This is a genomic window from Psychrobacter sp. APC 3279 (assembly GCF_030407795.1).
Taxonomy (GTDB): Bacteria; Pseudomonadota; Gammaproteobacteria; order Pseudomonadales; family Moraxellaceae; genus Psychrobacter.
In genome coordinates this window covers 153,628-170,934 of sequence record NZ_JASDCR010000004.1, presented here as the reverse complement: position 1 = coordinate 170,934, position 17,307 = coordinate 153,628, and the positions used below count along the sequence as shown (strand labels likewise).

Genomic DNA, 17,307 nt, shown 5'->3' with positions numbered 1-17,307 from the left:
TAACAAGTTTTTTGGTGAAAACCCTCGAAATTGTCCTAATATGGCGGTATAATTCACCGTTATAATCTTTACTAAATAACCTTATTTTCTGGAGTTATCATGGCAGCGCAATCTACAGCACTTGTAATCAATCTTGATCAGCTAGGAAAAGACGACATCGAAATGGTTGGTGGTAAGAACGCTTCGCTTGGCGAAATGATCAGCCATCTTTCTGATTTAGGCGTTAGTGTTCCAGGCGGCTTTGCCACCACTTCAAATGCATTCAACCGCTTTTTGACGGAAACGGGCTTGCTTGACAAAATCAACAGCGAGCTAAAAACACTAGACGTAAATGATGTTAATAAGCTTGCGGCTACTGGTAAAAAGATTCGTACTTGGATTATTGAACAAGAACTGCCAAAAGATCTTGAGCAAGAAGTACGTCAATCATTTGAAACCATGAGTGGCGGCGAAGACATCGCTGTTGCTGTACGTTCTTCTGCCACTGCTGAAGATTTGCCAGATGCGTCATTTGCCGGTCAACAAGAAACCTTCTTGAACATTCGCGGTATTGATAACGTCCTAATTGCTATTAAAGAAGTATTTGCCTCTCTATATAACGACCGTGCAATCTCTTACCGTGTACACAAAGGTTTTGAGCACGAAGGTGTTGCACTATCTGCTGCCGTACAGCGTATGGTACGTTCAGAGACTGGTGCTGCTGGTGTTATGTTCACGCTAGATACCGAAAGTGGCTTTGATCAAGTGGTATTCATCACCTCAAGCTATGGCCTAGGTGAAATGGTTGTACAGGGTGCGGTTAACCCAGATGAGTTCTACATCTCTAAGAAATTGCTAGCAAACGGTAAGCCATCAGTTATCCGCCGTAACCTAGGTAGCAAGCATAAGAAAATGGTTTATGGTGATGAAGGCAGCACTGCTAAATCAGTTAAAACTGTCGATGTTGAAAAACAAGATCGCATGCAGTTCTCTTTATCTACTGAAGAGCTAACCTCACTTGCCAAGCAAGCGGTAACGATCGAACAGCATTATGGCCAAGCGATGGATATCGAGTGGGCAAAAGATGGCGATACTAACGAGATCTTTATCGTTCAAGCACGTCCTGAGACTGTGAAAAGCCGTCAAGACAGCAACGTAATGGAACGTTATGTCATCGACACGACTGGCGCAAAAGTATTGTGTGAAGGTCGTTCAATCGGTCAACGTATCGGTTCAGGTAAAGTGCGTATTGTTAGCAACCTAAACGAGATGGACAAAGTAGAAGAAGGCGACGTACTCGTATCAGACATGACTGATCCGGATTGGGAGCCAGTTATGAAGCGCGCTTCTGCTATCATCACTAACCGTGGTGGTCGTACCTGTCACGCTGCGATTATCGCGCGTGAGCTAGGTGTGCCAGCTATCGTTGGTTGTGGTAACGCAACTGAGCTATTGGTTGATGGTCAAGACGTAACGGCTTCTTGTGCTGAAGGTGACACTGGTTTCATTTATGAGAGCCAGATTGATTTTGAAGTACAGACTAACTCTGTGGAATCTATGCCAGAGCTAGCATTCAAAGTGATGATGAACGTTGGTAACCCAGATCGCGCATTCTCATTTACCCAAATGCCAAACGAAGGTATTGGTCTTGCACGTCTAGAGTTCATCATCAACCGTATGATTGGTGTGCATCCAAAAGCCTTGCTAAACATGAACAGCTTGCCACGTGAAATTGCGCAAGCCATCCAAGAGCGTATCGCAGGCTATGCATCACCTGTTGACTTCTATGTTGACAAATTGGTTGAAGGTATCTCAACCCTAGCTGTTGCCTTTATGGATCAGCCAGTTATCGTTCGTATGTCAGATTTCAAATCAAACGAATACGCTAACCTGCTTGGTGGTAAGTTATACGAGCCATCAGAAGAGAACCCAATGCTTGGTTTCCGCGGTGCTAGCCGTTATGTGTCTGATAACTTCCGTGACTGTTTTGAGCTTGAGTGTAAAGCACTAAAACGTGTACGTGATGACATGGGCTTGACCAACGTTGAGATCATGATTCCATTCGTACGTACTGTTGGCGAAGCCAAAGAAGTCATCGAATTACTTGAGAAAAATGGTCTAAAACGTGGCGAAAATGGTCTACGCGTCATCATGATGTGTGAGCTACCAACCAACGCCCTATTAGCAGAAGAGTTCCTAGAGCATTTCGATGGTTTCTCAATCGGTTCTAACGATTTGACTCAGTTAACACTTGGTCTTGACCGTGACTCAGGTATCGTCTCACATCTATTTGATGAGCGTGATCCTGCTGTTAAGAAACTATTGTCTATGGCTATCGAAGCTTGCCGCAAAGCTGGTAAGTATGTCGGCATCTGTGGTCAAGGTCCATCAGACCATCCAGATCTAGCGTTCTGGTTGATGGAGCAAGGTATTAGCTCAGTGTCATTGAACCCAGACTCAGTACTAGATACTTGGTTCTTCTTAGCTGGTGAAGAAGCGAAGTAAACCGCTGCGTTTAATTACGGCGGTCATTCACACAGTCATTAAAGATACCACTATTAGGGTCTATTTGATTTTTTCAAATAGACCCTAATATAATGTCCTAAGACATGACTAACTATGCAGGCAATTATGCAGATTTTCCTTGCTCGAAATAACGTACAAGCTGGCCCATATCAGTTGGAGCAGCTGAATATCATGCTGGCATCTGGTGAAGTATTGCTTGATGATCTGATGTGGCATGAAGGCTTAGCCCAGTGGCAGCGCGTAGGTGATCTTACCAATAACCAAACGGTTTATCGCCCGACCAGTGCTAACACGCCTGAAGTAAACGACTCTATCATCAATAACGTGACCGTCTTCCCTGAAGATACCAATAAAGCGAAAGATGATAAGTCAGTATCGTTAGATAGACTATATGGCAAACCTGAACGTCCTAAAAACGTAAAAGCCGACATGACAACCAATCGTCATCAAACGCCGCACAACAATGTCTCATTAAACAAGTCTACTCTCAAAAAGGCTGTTGCAGACAACGATAAAGTCGTCGGCAACGTGGTACTTGCACCAATCATGTCACGCATTTTGGCGACTGCATTGAATGGCCTACTTTATATATTGGCCATACTGCCGCTAGTAATGGCATTGACTAAGATGGATGTGGACTATACCAAGTTCCAAAACATTCAAGATATGGACGCCGCCTATCAATATTCAATGACGCTAATGGAAAGTCTTCCTAGTAGCACATTGATGATGTCACAGGTGATGGTCTTTGGGCTATTTGCCTTGCAATTGGTATTTATTACCATGCGTGGTCAATCGCTAGGCAAGCTGATCACTGGTATTCGTGTTGTGGATCAAACCACGCATCGCCTACCTTCATTTATTAAGCTTATCGGTACACGTACGTTATTGTTGTTTATTATCTATAACTTACTGTTTTCGTTTACCAGCTTTTTAGGCTTTGTGATTATCGCTATCCATTACTACATGGCATCTAAAAGCCCTGAAAATATTGGTTGGCATGACAAACTTGCCAAAACCTTAGTCGTCAAAGCAGACAGTAGCCAATTGGCAAAGAAGTCAAAATCTGAATAACAGTATTTAGTTTGGCTATTGGTTTTATAGCTCGTTACACTTAAAAAAGCTGCGTACTATCGCGGCTTTTTTATTTAGCAAAGCTTATTTAGTCTCTTTTTATATTTTATTGACAGTAGCTTGGTGATTAACCTTTGTGTTAGTTGCCGAGTACTGTTATAATACGGCGCTTTATAAACTAAGCTTATTCTTGATTGTTTTTTATAAAATATGACTAGAATTGGGCTTACCTTATAAATCTCCTTGCTATTAACATAGGGTTAATAGCTACTAATCCGTAAGGAGTCATAATGCGACATTACGAACTGGTGTTACTTGTACACCCAGACCAAAGCGACCAAGTGGTCGGCATGGTTGAGCGCTACATCAAGTTAGTTCAAGACAACAACGGTGTTATCCATCGTCTAGAAGATTGGGGCCGTCGTCAACTGGCTTATCCAATCAACAAGATTCACAAAGCTCATTACGTTCTTTTCAACATTGAAACTGACGGTGAAACTTTAGCTGAACTTGAAGAATTATTCCGTTATAACGACGCGATCATTCGTAGTCTAGTTATGCGCCGTGACGAAGCTGTCACTGAAGAGTCGCAGTTAGCCAAGAATGCCGATGAAAAACGCGCACGCAAAGCAACTACTCGTCGTCCAGACAATCGTGAAAACGATAATGACGACAACGACAACAGTGAAGACTAATTAAAGGAGAATACTCATGGCACGTTTCTATCGCCGTCGCAAATTCTGCCGTTTCACTGCTGAAGGCATCACTCACATCGACTATAAAGATGTTGAATTGCTAAAACAGTACATTAGTGATAATGGTAAAATCGTACCAAGCCGTATTACTGGTACATCTACTAAATATCAGCGTCAATTAGCGACTGCTATCAAGCAAGCTCGTTACTTATCGCTACTTCCATACACTGATAACCATCAAGGTTAACCGCTAACTAGGAATGACTCATGCAAATTATTTTGTTACAGCGTATCGTCAACCTTGGTAAACTCGGTGAAACTGTCGATGTAAAACCAGGTTACGGACGTAACTTTCTTATCCCTCAGGGCAAAGCACTACCTGCTACTAAAGCTAACATTGAAAAGTTCGAAGCACGTCGTGCTGAACTTGAAGCTGAAGAAGCAAAAGAGATCGCTGTTGCTCAAGAGCGTGCTGATGCATTGACTGACGTTAATGTTATCATGCGTGCTAAATCAGGTGACGAAGGCAAGCTATTCGGCTCTATCGGTACTCGCGATATCGCTGAAGCATTGACTAACTCAGGTCTAGAAGTAGATCGTGCTGAAATCAAGCTACCTGAAGGCACTCTACGTCAAGTTGGCGAATACAATGTTGATATTCAGCTACACCATGACGTTACTGCTAGCATCTTAGTTACTATTCTTTCTGAAGATGGTAACAACGAAGATTCAGCTGACGAAGAAGCTGCTGAAGAAGACTATTCTGAAGAGTAATCTTCTATATAGTTAGACTCAGTTTGCAAAAAGCCAGCAACTTAGGTTGCTGGCTTTTTTACGTGCGTCATTTTTGACATTAGAGTCTATGTATTTAGACTATTTATATTGCTAACTTGCACCCCTTTATTTCGATAAATTAAGATTTTATGTATTCCTAAACAACTTAGGATTCTCAAAAAATCTATTGCGATGATAGCGGTGTTATCTATGCAATGTTGTAGTAACCAAATGCAACAACTACCTTAAAAACGCTATACCAAACAACAAGATACTGCCTATATAATCATCTTTATTACTATTAGCAGAGTTGATAATCTACTGCTATCTAATGTACTAATAGGGCGCAAGAACATGAAAGAAAATAATAACATCCATACCAATGACAAGCTTATCTGTACTCAAGGTAATGCATACTACTCCGAAGGTGAGGTATATACAGTTGGTAGAATAGTCAATGACAAATACTTTCAGCTGTTGACCAGTGGCAATGATGATCATTGGTATGCTACGTTGGATGATCAAGGCATTTACGTCAGCTTTGATACTGCAACTGCTACCAATAACAAAGCTTTTTTTGATAAGATTGCCTAATTGTCAATCAGGATACTTCTTAGAATACCTATCTTAAAAATAATTATTACTCAGGTAGGTAAATATTGTTTAGACAAGAACTGGTCATTATAAATGGCCAGTTCTTTTGGTTTGAAGTATTAGCAATTGCTAGTTATAAAAGTATTTCCACACACGTCTTCGACGTTTTCTTACTAATTTTCGTCATTTTAAAACTAAGTCTCTCTCGATTTTTTGTCAACAGCGCCAACTATTTAACGAATCTATTTCCTAGCGGCGTCTATTTGCTATAAAATATGCCCCTTTAAAATTTCGTATCGTTAGTGATGCAGATAGTTGGTTCGATATCGTTTAAATGTAGACATGGTAAAAGCGTGTGAAAGTACTACATAGAGTAGACTTAGCAAGCTATATACCGTGTTTAATCTCGATATAATTGGCTATATTTGCATTGGTAATCAATTGAGATATAAACCATATTGAGACAGTGATGATTGTATTTTGGCTTGTGCTGACCATTCTTTTTATTATTTTCGCTACCGCAAAATTAAAGTGGCATCCCTTTTTAGTATTGATCTTATCCGCTTTTTTGGTCGCACTATTTTATCAAGTACCACTTAATACGGTCGCCAAAACGATCTCTGATGGTTTCGGTGGTATCTTAGGCTATATCGGTCTTGTGATTGTATTTGGTACGATTATTGGCTTAATCCTCGAAAAAACTGGTGCTGCTATTGTAATGGCAGAGTCTGTTATCAAAGTATTGGGGCCACGCTTCCCTACTCTGACCATGTCTATCGTCGGTGCTGTGGTATCAATACCTGTATTTTGTGACTCTGGCTATATTATCTTGAACTCTCTAAAAGAGTCTTTGGCTGAGCGCTTACATGTATCAAGTGTCGCGATGAGCATTGCCTTGGCCACTGGTCTATACGCTACCCACACCTTTGTCCCGCCTACGCCAGGCCCAATCGCAGCGGCAGGTAACTTAGGCCTAGAGTCAAACTTAGGTTTGGTCATCATGGTCGGTGTAGTCGTGACAGCAGTTGCGGTACTGGCTGGGTGGTGGTGGTCTAATCGCTTCCTTAACGCCACTCCCGACAATATTAATGCGGCAGATGCTCCAGCAGCAATGCCTGAAGGAATGAAAACTCGTGACGATTATAATCACTTGCCTTCAGCGACAATGGCGTTTTTACCGATTATCGTTCCTATCATATTAATCTGCCTGTCTTCGGTTGCTAATTTCCCAAGCGCACCATTTGGCAGTAGCATGGTAGCGGAGATTTTGATATTCATTGGTAATCCATTGACTGCGTTACTTATCGGTTTGTTCTTATCGTTCTTCTTAATTAAATCAAGCCAAAAAACGCAAGAAATCAGCGACAGTATCTCGCAAGGCTTGGTAGTAGCAGCCCCTATCCTACTGATTACTGGTGCTGGTGGCGCGTTTGGTGCCATGCTGAAAGTGACACCGATTGGCGATTACTTAGGTTCGACGCTATCTGCTTTGGGTTTAGGTATCTTCATGCCATTTATCGTCTCTGCCGCGCTAAAAACAGCACAAGGCTCAACCACAGTCGCATTGGTTACGACTTCTGCTATGGTTGCCCCACTATTGAGCCAGATTGGCCTAGATAGCGAACTTGGACGCGTGTTCTGCGTGATGGCAATTGGTGCCGGTGCCATGACCATCTCACATGCCAATGACAGCTTCTTTTGGATCGTTAGCCAGTTTAGTCGCATGAGCGTGGCACAAGCGTACAAAGCTCATTCAATGGCTACTGGTATCCAAGGTGTGACTAGCATCGTATTTATCTGGTTATTGACCCTAGTATTTATCTAATTCATAAGATTGGGTACTTATATATACGTTTATTTGATGAGTGTTAAATAAACGTTTTAAAACATGACACTATCGCAATGATCGTGTCATTAAGATATGCAAAGAGAGCCGTATGAAAATTTTGATCGCCCCTGACTCGTTTAAAGAAAGTTTAGAAGCACTGGACGTGTGCCACGCCATTCAATCTGGCTTTAGCCAAGTGTTTCCAGATGCAGACTATAAGCTATTACCAATGGCTGATGGTGGTGAAGGCACCTCAGCGGTATTGTCTTATGTATTAGGCGGGCGCTGGAAAGAAGTCAGAGTACATGACCCGTTAATGAGACCGATTACTGCAAAGTATCTGTTATTGCCTGATGCGACCGCTGTTATCGAAGTGGCTCAAGCGTGCGGATTGCACCTATTAACAGCCGATGAGCGTAATCCCGTAATTGCGAGTAGTTATGGTGTTGGGGAGCTGATCGAAGATGCGTTAGAAGAAGGTGCTAAACGTATCGTTATCGGTCTGGGCGGTAGCGCAACCAATGATGCAGGCCTTGGCATGCTAATGGCACTAGGCATAACATTTCATGATATTAATAATAGCCTACTGACTCATGGTGGTGGCGCACTTGCCAGCCTACATAAGCTCAATAATACTAGCCTTCATGCAAAGATATCAGACACGGTATTTGAGGTTGCTTGTGATGTGACCAATCCATTATGCGGTCTGCTGGGTGCAAGCGCAGTATTTGGGCCACAAAAAGGCGCTTGTCCAGAGCAAGTCAATACCTTGGACAAGGCACTTGGTCACTTTGCGACCATCTGTGGACAGCATGGCTATGAAGACTGTCAACACGTTGCAGGCGCTGGCGCTGCGGGCGGTCTTGGCTATGCGATGATGACTTTCTTTCAAGCTCAGCTAAAGTCAGGCTTTGATACGGTTGCCGAAGTGGCTCACCTGTCACAGCATATTGCAGAAGCTGATCTTGTCATCACTGGAGAAGGTAAGCTTGATGCGCAAACAGCCATGGGTAAAGTGGCAGGCGGTATCAGCCAAATCGCTAAGGCCAGCCGTACACCTGTCATCGCTATCTGCGGCAGTGTTGATGGACTAAAACCTGCTCAAACCAGTCAGTTCGATGTGGTCATGCCAAGTATCCAAAAAGTAGATACGATCGATAATGTGTTAGGCTCTGCTTACAACAATATTGAGACTACTGCTGCTAATATCGCTGCAAGTATCAAACTTGGGCAGACTTTAAGATAGACGCAATCTTTCATAGGCGCAATCTATCAATGAACCTCCTCCACTAAACGCACAGCTATTGAACTTTCGATTAACCCTTTGTTAGCTGTGCATTTATCACTCTCAACATATCTATAGCCATTTTTTTACTTTATCAATGACCGTATGCATTCTATTAGAGAGTGCCTGCTGTCGTCTGACTGCCAGATATAGCGTCTCACTAACGGCAACTGGTAGATAATGACAGTTAATCAGCTCAGGCTTCGGATAAGCAGCCACTGCATGTGCAGGTAAAACCGTAAAGCCTATTCCTCTGCTGACAGGCTCTAAAATCAGACCAATCTGATTCGAAAAGCCCTTTTTCTCAAAATCATTGATATGCTGGAATTGTTCATAATTGGCAGTCAGTAGCATGCCTGCATGATGGGCGCCATCCGGATGATCGATAAATCCAAGCTCGATAAGCTGCTTCCAACTAGGCTCCACTGTAGCCGCAGGGGTTACTAGTATCAATGCTTCTTGTGCCATAGGTTTGCAGCTAACTGTTTCATCGTTTGATATATCTGTCATAAAACCAATATCAATCTCGTGATTTGCCAGCGCCCGCTCAATATCAGAATTGGGTGCAAAACGGTAATCAATCACTAGTTTTGGATGCTGCTGCTGTAAAGACAAAAGCTGCGGATATAGTTTAAGTCCCACACTACCCGGTGACATCAAACGCACCAATCCTTCATAAGGTGGATCTTCACCGATACGCTGTTCTAAATTTGATAATCGCTGCAATATCTCGCCTGCTTCTTTATAAAGCTCCTCACCTGCATTGGTCAATGAAAACTGCTTGCCTTGACGAATCAACAAGTCCGTATCTAGTTGCTCCTCTAACTTACTTATGTGTTGGCTCACACCAGACTGCGTCATATATAGACGTTCAGCCGTACGAGTAAAGTGTCCAACTTCGGCAAGCGTACAGAAAGTACGTAACCATGTGATATTTATCATTACGTTTCATACTTATTTATATAATATTTGATAATTTTACATAATGAATGTGCGTTTGTATACTGGCCTCACGTTAAACAAGAGTACAGCAAACAGGAGCACAAGCTATGAACAACGTTTATCCAAGAAGCTTTTCGCACATCGGTCTTTCAGTCCCTAACCTAGATGCAGCCGTAAAATTTTATACTGAAGTGATGGGTTGGTACACCATCATGGAACCAACTGAGATTGTCGAAGATGACAGTGCCATTGGTGAGATGTGTACCGAAGTATTTGGTGCTGGTTGGGGCAGCTTTCGTATCGCTCACCTGTCGACTGGTGACCGTATCGGTGTTGAGATTTTTGAATTTAAAAATCAAGAAAACCCTGAAAATAACTTTGAATATTGGAAAACAGGTATCTTTCACTTTTGCGTTCAAGATCCAAACGTTGAAGAACTGGCTGAGCGTATGGTTGCAGCAGGTGGTAAAAAGCGTATGGAAAAACCACGCTATTACTACCCTGGCGAAAAACCTTACCGCATGATTTATATGGAAGACCCGTTCGGCAACATCGTTGAAATTTATAGCCACAGCTACGAGCTTATCTATAGCGAAGGCGCATACTAAGCTCATTATAAATGCAGCTTAGTATAGGTTTAATTTAAGCTTATACTTAACTGAAAAACCAATAGCGTACTCATCACCTGAGTGCGCTATTTTTTCGTGCGCTTTCTATGTGCTCCATCTATCGTATAGAATATGAGCCATGCTACTATTTAAAACGCTTTATATAACTTTATAAATCATAATATTTGCCAAACCAAACCACCCATTATCAAGGATGATAAATGACACAATCCGACGTTATTCTAGACCTAAATGAACTTCTGGTTATTAGAGAAGACAATAAAGAAAGTGGCGTTGTCACGCTCACCTTAAACCAACCCAAGCAATTTAATGCGTTGTCCGTTGAAGTGCTGTCTGCTATGCAAGCAGAGCTAGACCACATCGCTCAAGACGATACGATCAGAGTAGTGGTTATTCAAGCGACAGGCAAGGCATTCTGTGCTGGTCATAATCTAAAACAAATGCGCGCACACTCAGATGCAGCATTTCACCGTGCCCTATTCCAACAATGTAGCAAAATGATGCTTACCATCAACCGTATGCCACAAGTCGTCATTGCAAAAGTACAAGACATTGCCACAGCCGCAGGATGTCAGCTAGTCGCAGCTTGCGACTTAGCCGTTGCCGCTGATAACGCAAAATTTGCCACCTCTGGGATAAACGTGGGACTGTTCTGCTCTACACCTGCTGTAGCCGTCAGCCGTAATCTACCTCGTAAGCAAGCGTTTGAGATGTTAATCACAGGTGAGTTTATCGATGCGCACACAGCCTTACAATATGGCTTGATCAATCGAGTAGCAGCAGCAGAGCAACTCGATCAAACACTACAGTCATTGATAACGGCGATTACTACCAAGTCTTCGGTAGCAGTAAGAACTGGCAAAGATATGTTTTATAAGCAGTTGGGTATGAATATCGAAGATGCTTATGATTATGCCAGTGAAGTAATGACGGGCAATATGATGGCAGACGATGTGGGTGAAGGTATTGATGCTTTTATTGAGAAGCGCCAAGCGGTATGGAAAGGGTGCTAATTCCTATAATGTAATCACTGTATTGCTTCGCTGACGTTATACGGCGTGTGCTTTATTTAGAAAGCTAGCACGCCCTTTTTCAGTAATTAAATTTGCTTATTGCCAAGCATAAAAAAGGCCACGATATCATTATCAAGGCCTTTTTCATTTCTATTTAATACAGGTGTTATAGGTACTATGAGTAGTCTTTACTCAGCAGCGATGGCGATCATCTCAACCAATAGCTCAGGACGTGCCAAAGCTGACTCACCACAAGCGCGAGCTGGTGGCTGAATGCCTTCAAACCATTGGTCATAGACTTCATTCATGGCAGCAAAATCAGCCATGTCTTTGATCCACACCGTGACTGATAGTAGCTTTGATTTGTCACTGCCTACCTCTTCTAGCAACGTTTGGATTTTTTCTAGACAAGTTAATGTTTGCTCTTTGATATCGTCTTCTGCGTTACCTACCTGACCACACAAATAGATCGTCTGGTTATGGATTACGGTTTTGCTCATACGTTGATTGCTGTGTAGCTTCTTAATCATGTCTATACCTTTTTATTAATTTGAATCTGTATTTAGTCAGTCAAGTCGCGCTTAGTTAGAAAAACGCTGGGCACTAAATGGTGCAAGATCGACCAATGTAGGCTTATCGTGGATCATCTCTTCAACCAGACGACCTGTCATTGGACCTAAGGTAAAGCCTTGATGGCTGTGACCAAATGCAAACCATAGTTTGTCATGCTTGTCAGCAGGACCGATTACTGGCTTCATATCAGGCATACAAGGACGAGAGCCTGCCCATGCTTCACTCTCAACTGCATCTTCTAATGGCAAGATTTTTTTCGCCAGCTTCAATACGGTTTTTAACTGACCAAAGTTCTTTGGCGCATTCATCGTGGTCATCTCAGCACCAGTAGTAATACGGATACCCTGCTGCATCGGCCCCATCACAAAGCCTTTGTCCATATCAAACATACTGTGATTGATGGTGTTCTTTTCTGTCACTTTGAAATGCTGATGATAACCGCGCATTGGGAATAGTGGCAAGTTATAGCCAAGTGGTCTGATCAAATCATTAGACCATGGGCCTGCTGCGATAACCAATTTGTCACTATAGTAGGTATCCTTATCAGTGATAACTTTCCAGCCTTCGCCATCTTGAACGATTTCTTTCACATCGCTTTCTTTGATCGTACCCTGCATATCTTGGAAGTTTTTTGCATAAGCTTTCACGAGCGAGCTTGGGTTCGATACTTGCCAAGAGTTTTTCCAATGAATTGCGCCAACAAAACCTTCAAAATTGGCGCTAGGCTCCATTGCTTTTAGCGCTTCAAGGTTCAGTACGTTATGCTCAACACCTTGGTTACGTGCGTCGATAGCTGATACTTGAGCTTCTTTAAACGTCTCTTCTGAGCGATGCAATTGCAACCAACCATCACGAGTAATGAGCTCGTCAGCACCAGAGGCGCTAATCATGGTTTGGTGCTCACTAGTACAATGCTCAATCAGCGTCTGCCACTCTGATTCGATCTTTTTGACGGATGCTGGCGTAGAGTATTTCCAGTACTGAAGCAGTGCTTGGTGATAACGCAAAATGGCCGGGATACGATAGCGAATATCGGTACCTTGGTTTGGCAACACTCTGATCATTTCTGTCAGCTGACGAGGAAAAGGATGTGTATGAATGGCTTCGCGCTGAATCAATCCTGCATTGCCGTATGAGGTCTCTGACCCTGGCAATTTCTTGTCTAAGAGTAATACATTTGAGTTATTTTTTTGTAGATGCCACGCGATTGACGTGCCAACCATACCTGCACCGATAACGATAACTTCGTAGCGCATAACCTATCCTTTTCTTAGGGTGTTAATACAGAGTATCAAATATAAGGGTCTAACCAAATTAGGTGGTAATAGTAACGCATTAGGATAAATTTGAAACCCTTATCTGAGAAATATTTTCGCGTCATATACTTTTGGTTATGGGGTTTTTGAGAAGGTATTTTTGATAGGAATAATATTGGCTTCGAGCAATAATCTAGCAACAAATTTGATGAAAATAGCGTCAAATTATCCAATGTTTTTAGTTATAAAACGTTCAAGTATTCGAAAGCTCACTTATCTATATTACTGAACGGTTTTGTTAGCTTATGTTTAATTGATTGGAGAATCAACTAAACATAGAGTATTACCACCAAATTGGGTCATCGTCTTCTATCATGGTCCGCCTTGTCGTCTCAACCGTTACCTCGTTTGCAGATAGCTCAGCGATAAAACGTGACGGCTTGTCAAAATATCCAGAATAACTAGAAAAGTAATTTGGCGCGGTCAAATATAACTGTGTCTTTGCACGACTACAGGCAACATAGAACAGCTTACGCTCTTCTTCTAATGCTTCAAAGTCATCCAAAGAACGATGATGCGGCGTGATGCCATCTACCAATGAGTTGACAAACACTACTGGCCACTCAAGGCCTTTAGCACTATGAATGGTGGAGATAGTGACTTTGTCATTGCTACTGTCTTGTCCATTATCCGAATTGCCCATCACAGCCACCGAGTCATTAGGTGGGTCTAAAGCGAGATTTTCTAAAAAGCTATCAAGGCTTGTGTGCTCTGTCGCTAAATTCTTTAATACCCGAAAATCTTCGGTACGCTCACGCCAATTTTCTTCAATCAGCTTTAACACTGGAATATAAAACTCAAGAATATGCTCAATAGCTGTCTCGACCGATTCAGCTTGCTGTGCTTTGGTAAGCGCATGATATAGAGGTTCTAGCTGATTGCTCTTTTTTGCAAAAGGCGCGGCCAGTAACGGCTCAAACGCATTATTGTCAGCAGTAATGGCTTGGGTCAACCGTGTCGCGGTGACTGCGCCTACTCCTTTGAACAAGGTCAAGATGCGGTGCCAAGCAATCGTATCATTTGGATTATAGAGGATTTTGACAAATGCTAACACGTCTTTGATGTGGCGTCTTTCAATGAACTTAATACCGCCTACCACGATAAAGGGAATATTGCGCGCCATAAATTCTAGCTGCACATAGTTGGACTGGAAAGACGTGCGGCATAATACAGCAAAGTCGTTGTAGTCATACTCTGGCTTTAGCGTGATGATCTTGTCAGTTATATAGCTGGCTTCTTTTGTCTCGTCGCTGAGTCGTCGGAATATTGGCTTCTCCCCTTCTATCGGTGCGTCAGAGTAAAGCTGCTTTTGATAGCCTAGCGTGATTTGTGCTGACAACGCATTGATATATGTTAAAACTGACGGCGAGCTACGATAATTTTGTTCAAGCTTGATAAGTTTGGCATTGGGATATGTCTCACCAAAGAGCAAAATATTTTCGTAATTGGCGCCGCGAAAGGCATAGATGCTTTGATTGTCATCGCCAACGACCATTAGTGACACCGAATCAGGCTCACATATTAAGTCAATTAGCTGCTTTTGCGGAATATTGGTGTCTTGATATTCATCAACCATGACATAACGATACGTGTTTTGAAGTCGCTGCCTAAAGGTGTCGTTGGTTTTCAAATGGCGTACGACTTGGCTGATGATGTCATCGAAATCGTATAAGTGATTGGCGCGCTTGTACTCATGAAAGTCAACTGCCAGCTGCTCGATGATAGGAATATGCACGGCGATATCGGGGTAATTGCTTTCGATTAAGTCGCGAATTTGTATACGTCTGTTTCTAGACGTCGATATGATATTTTGCAGCGTTTTTTTGCGTGGAAAAGCCTGTGACTTGGTTTGAGCAGGATATTTTTTTTCTTTATGCACTAAGTCGATAGCATCCTCACTATCGCCCGTATCCAAAATCGTAAATCGCGGATTAATACCGAGCAGCCCTGAATATTGACGCAGTAACATATTACAAAACGAGTGAAAAGTACCACTAGTGATGCTATTTAATGCCTTATCAGTTGGCAGCTTATCCTCAGCCAACTCTTCATCTGATAGCTCTTGATTTGAAGGACTACTTGCCAGCAAGGATTTAGCTCGATCTTTTATTTCATTTGCCGCTTTACGCGTAAAGGTCAGTAGCAAAATCTCTTTAGGCGACACTCCGTTTTCTAATAGATAACTGGTGCGATAGGTCAAAGTTTTGGTCTTGCCCGAACCTGCACCAGCAATGACCAATACTTTGCCATCGATCGTAGTCGCTGCCATTAGCTGATCGGGATTTAGCTCACTGGCATAATCGACCTTTAACCCCAACCCGCTATCTAGTCTCTGCTTTAATAACTTAAGGTTTGTCGGCTCAGCCGTATCAATTAAATTTGCCTCTAGTTTTTTAATAGCCTGCTCAAGTCGAGACAGTTTAGGCTTCATCTCAAGGAAGTTTTGCGGGTATTTATAGTGGCGTGTGTCAAAAATCGAGGTTGTCATTGTCTAAAATTGCCTTACATTTTATTTTGGCGATATTATCAGCGTATGTCTGATTGTTTATAGCTTTAGAGTAAGTATTATTTGCTAAACATAGCAGAGTATATGTGCTGAATTTACATGAACTTCAAGCCCTTATCTATACGTGACAGTTTACCATATTAAAAAATAGGCTTTATCAGCCCACATAAGCTATGTGTCACTCCTATTGATTCGCCTTGTTCATTTTCAAGCCTCAAATATGACCTACTTTTATCATAAAGCTGCGTATTATCATCGAGTAAAAACCTGAGCATATACCGTAACAACCTCACCCCTATTCAGGTAAATTTGCTACAATGTGCCCAATTTTGATTTATCATTTAACCAAACTTTATACCAACTGATTTTATTAATACATTGAGAGAATGTTATGGGTTTTAATTGCGGCATCGTCGGCCTACCAAACGTGGGCAAATCCACCTTGTTTAATGCGTTGACCAAAGCGGGTATCGCCGCTGAAAACTTTCCATTTTGTACCAAAGATCCCAACACGGGTATCGTGCCAGTACCAGACCCACGCCTAAAGCAACTGGCTGATATCGTCAATCCTGAACGCGTATTACCAACGACGATGGAGTTTGTCGATATCGCAGGTCTAGTCGCAGGGGCATCGAAAGGCGAAGGCATGGGTAACCAGTTCCTAGCGAACATCCGTGAGACCGATGCAATTGCTCACGTTGTACGCTGTTTCGATGATGACAACGTCGTACACGTTGATGGCCGCGTTAGCCCGATTGATGATATCGAAACCATCAACACTGAACTGGCACTTGCAGATTTAGAAGCTGTTGAACGTGCGGTATTTAACTTGACCAAAAAAGCAAAAGGCGGCGATAAAGACGCTGGTGCCATGCTTGATGTGTTCAAAAAGATTGAGCCATTACTAGCAGAAGGCAAAGCGGCTCGTGCTGCTAACCTAGACGCTGATGAGAAAAAACTGATCAGAAGCTATGGTTTAATCACGCTAAAGCCGACCATGTATATCGCTAACGTCTCTGAAGATGGTTTTGAAAACAACCCATATCTTGACGCTGTTCGTGACTATGCCACTGGTGAAGATTCTATCGTCATCGCGCTATGCAATCAGATCGAATCTGAAATTGCACAGCTCGATGAAGATGATAAAAAAGACTTCCTAGCTGAAATGGACATGGAAGAAGCCGGTCTTGACCAAGTCATTCGCGGTGGCTATGACTTACTTGATATGCAGACTTACTTTACCGCTGGCGTAAAAGAAGTACGTGCTTGGACTGTCGCTATTGGTGCTACAGCACCGCAAGCAGCTGGCGTGATTCATACTGATTTTGAGCGCGGCTTTATTCGCGCTGAAGTCATTGCGTATGACGACTTTATCGAATATAACGGTGAAAAAGGCGCTGCTGCTGCTGGTAAATCGCGTTTAGAGGGTAAAACTTACATCGTACAAGATGGCGATGTAATGCACTTTAGATTTAACGTATAATTTTAAATAGTGTAGCTTGTTTAAAGTTAATTAGCCGATGTTGGATATTCTCCATCATCGGCTTTATTTTGTCAGTATATTGTTATATTA

At 42.4% G+C, this 17,307-nt stretch carries 15 protein-coding genes; 11 read left to right on the top strand and 4 right to left on the bottom strand.

What is annotated here, in order from left to right:
* Positions 1 to 99: 99 nt before the first annotated feature.
* The 8 genes from ppsA (at position 100) to QL898_RS03330 (ending at position 8,716) form a co-directional block, all read left to right on the top strand.
* Positions 100 to 2,484, top strand: a complete 2,385-nt coding sequence (ppsA, locus tag QL898_RS03365) for a phosphoenolpyruvate synthase (protein ID WP_191115062.1) — start codon at positions 100 to 102, stop codon at positions 2,482 to 2,484.
* Positions 2,485 to 2,610: 126 nt separating this feature from the next.
* Positions 2,611 to 3,579 (top strand): RDD family protein, encoded by a 969-nt coding sequence (locus tag QL898_RS03360; protein WP_290175788.1) that lies wholly within the window; start codon positions 2,611 to 2,613, stop codon positions 3,577 to 3,579.
* A gap of 290 nt (positions 3,580 to 3,869) precedes the next feature.
* On the top strand, positions 3,870 to 4,274 hold the full coding sequence (gene rpsF, locus QL898_RS03355; RefSeq protein WP_101205443.1) for a 30S ribosomal protein S6: 405 nt from the start codon (positions 3,870 to 3,872) through the stop codon (positions 4,272 to 4,274).
* 16 nt (positions 4,275 to 4,290) lie between these two features.
* Positions 4,291 to 4,521: a 30S ribosomal protein S18 gene (gene rpsR, locus QL898_RS03350; protein WP_010198808.1), complete on the top strand. Its 231-nt coding sequence runs from the start codon at positions 4,291 to 4,293 to the stop codon at positions 4,519 to 4,521.
* A 20-nt stretch (positions 4,522 to 4,541) separates the two neighbouring features.
* The gene (gene rplI, locus QL898_RS03345) at positions 4,542 to 5,048 is read left to right on the top strand and encodes a 50S ribosomal protein L9 (RefSeq protein WP_057759378.1); all 507 of its coding nucleotides are present in this window, start codon (positions 4,542 to 4,544) and stop codon (positions 5,046 to 5,048) included.
* A gap of 354 nt (positions 5,049 to 5,402) precedes the next feature.
* Positions 5,403 to 5,642, top strand: a complete 240-nt coding sequence (locus tag QL898_RS03340) for a hypothetical protein (RefSeq protein WP_179798876.1) — start codon at positions 5,403 to 5,405, stop codon at positions 5,640 to 5,642.
* Positions 5,643 to 6,111: 469 nt separating this feature from the next.
* The gene (locus QL898_RS03335) at positions 6,112 to 7,467 is read left to right on the top strand and encodes a GntP family permease (RefSeq protein ID WP_290175787.1); all 1,356 of its coding nucleotides are present in this window, start codon (positions 6,112 to 6,114) and stop codon (positions 7,465 to 7,467) included.
* A 112-nt stretch (positions 7,468 to 7,579) separates the two neighbouring features.
* On the top strand, positions 7,580 to 8,716 hold the full coding sequence (locus tag QL898_RS03330; protein WP_290175786.1) for a glycerate kinase: 1,137 nt from the start codon (positions 7,580 to 7,582) through the stop codon (positions 8,714 to 8,716).
* Positions 8,717 to 8,827: 111 nt separating this feature from the next.
* Here the strand turns inward: QL898_RS03330 and QL898_RS03325 are convergent, their stop codons facing one another.
* On the bottom strand, positions 8,828 to 9,697 hold the full coding sequence (locus QL898_RS03325) for a LysR family transcriptional regulator (RefSeq protein WP_290175785.1): 870 nt from the start codon (positions 9,695 to 9,697) through the stop codon (positions 8,828 to 8,830).
* A 107-nt stretch (positions 9,698 to 9,804) separates the two neighbouring features.
* On the opposite strand from QL898_RS03325, the gene QL898_RS03320 reads away from it, so the two are divergent.
* Entirely contained in the window at positions 9,805 to 10,305 is a 501-nt protein-coding gene (locus QL898_RS03320) for a lactoylglutathione lyase family protein (RefSeq protein WP_290175784.1), read from the top strand.
* Between the two features lie 221 nt (positions 10,306 to 10,526).
* Entirely contained in the window at positions 10,527 to 11,339 is an 813-nt protein-coding gene (locus QL898_RS03315) for an enoyl-CoA hydratase (RefSeq protein WP_290175783.1), read from the top strand.
* 188 nt (positions 11,340 to 11,527) lie between these two features.
* Here the strand turns inward: QL898_RS03315 and QL898_RS03310 are convergent, their stop codons facing one another.
* From QL898_RS03310 to QL898_RS03300, 3 genes are all read right to left on the bottom strand, one after another.
* On the bottom strand, positions 11,528 to 11,866 hold the full coding sequence (locus QL898_RS03310; RefSeq protein WP_356638460.1) for a RidA family protein: 339 nt from the start codon (positions 11,864 to 11,866) through the stop codon (positions 11,528 to 11,530).
* A gap of 54 nt (positions 11,867 to 11,920) precedes the next feature.
* Positions 11,921 to 13,168, bottom strand: coding sequence for an FAD-binding oxidoreductase (locus QL898_RS03305; RefSeq protein WP_290175781.1), 1,248 nt, complete (start codon positions 13,166 to 13,168; stop codon positions 11,921 to 11,923).
* A 343-nt stretch (positions 13,169 to 13,511) separates the two neighbouring features.
* Entirely contained in the window at positions 13,512 to 15,716 is a 2,205-nt protein-coding gene (locus tag QL898_RS03300) for an ATP-dependent helicase (RefSeq protein ID WP_290175780.1), read from the bottom strand.
* 409 nt (positions 15,717 to 16,125) lie between these two features.
* On the opposite strand from QL898_RS03300, the gene ychF reads away from it, so the two are divergent.
* Positions 16,126 to 17,217, top strand: coding sequence for a redox-regulated ATPase YchF (ychF, locus tag QL898_RS03295; protein WP_102094907.1), 1,092 nt, complete (start codon positions 16,126 to 16,128; stop codon positions 17,215 to 17,217).
* Positions 17,218 to 17,307: the final 90 nt, after the last annotated feature.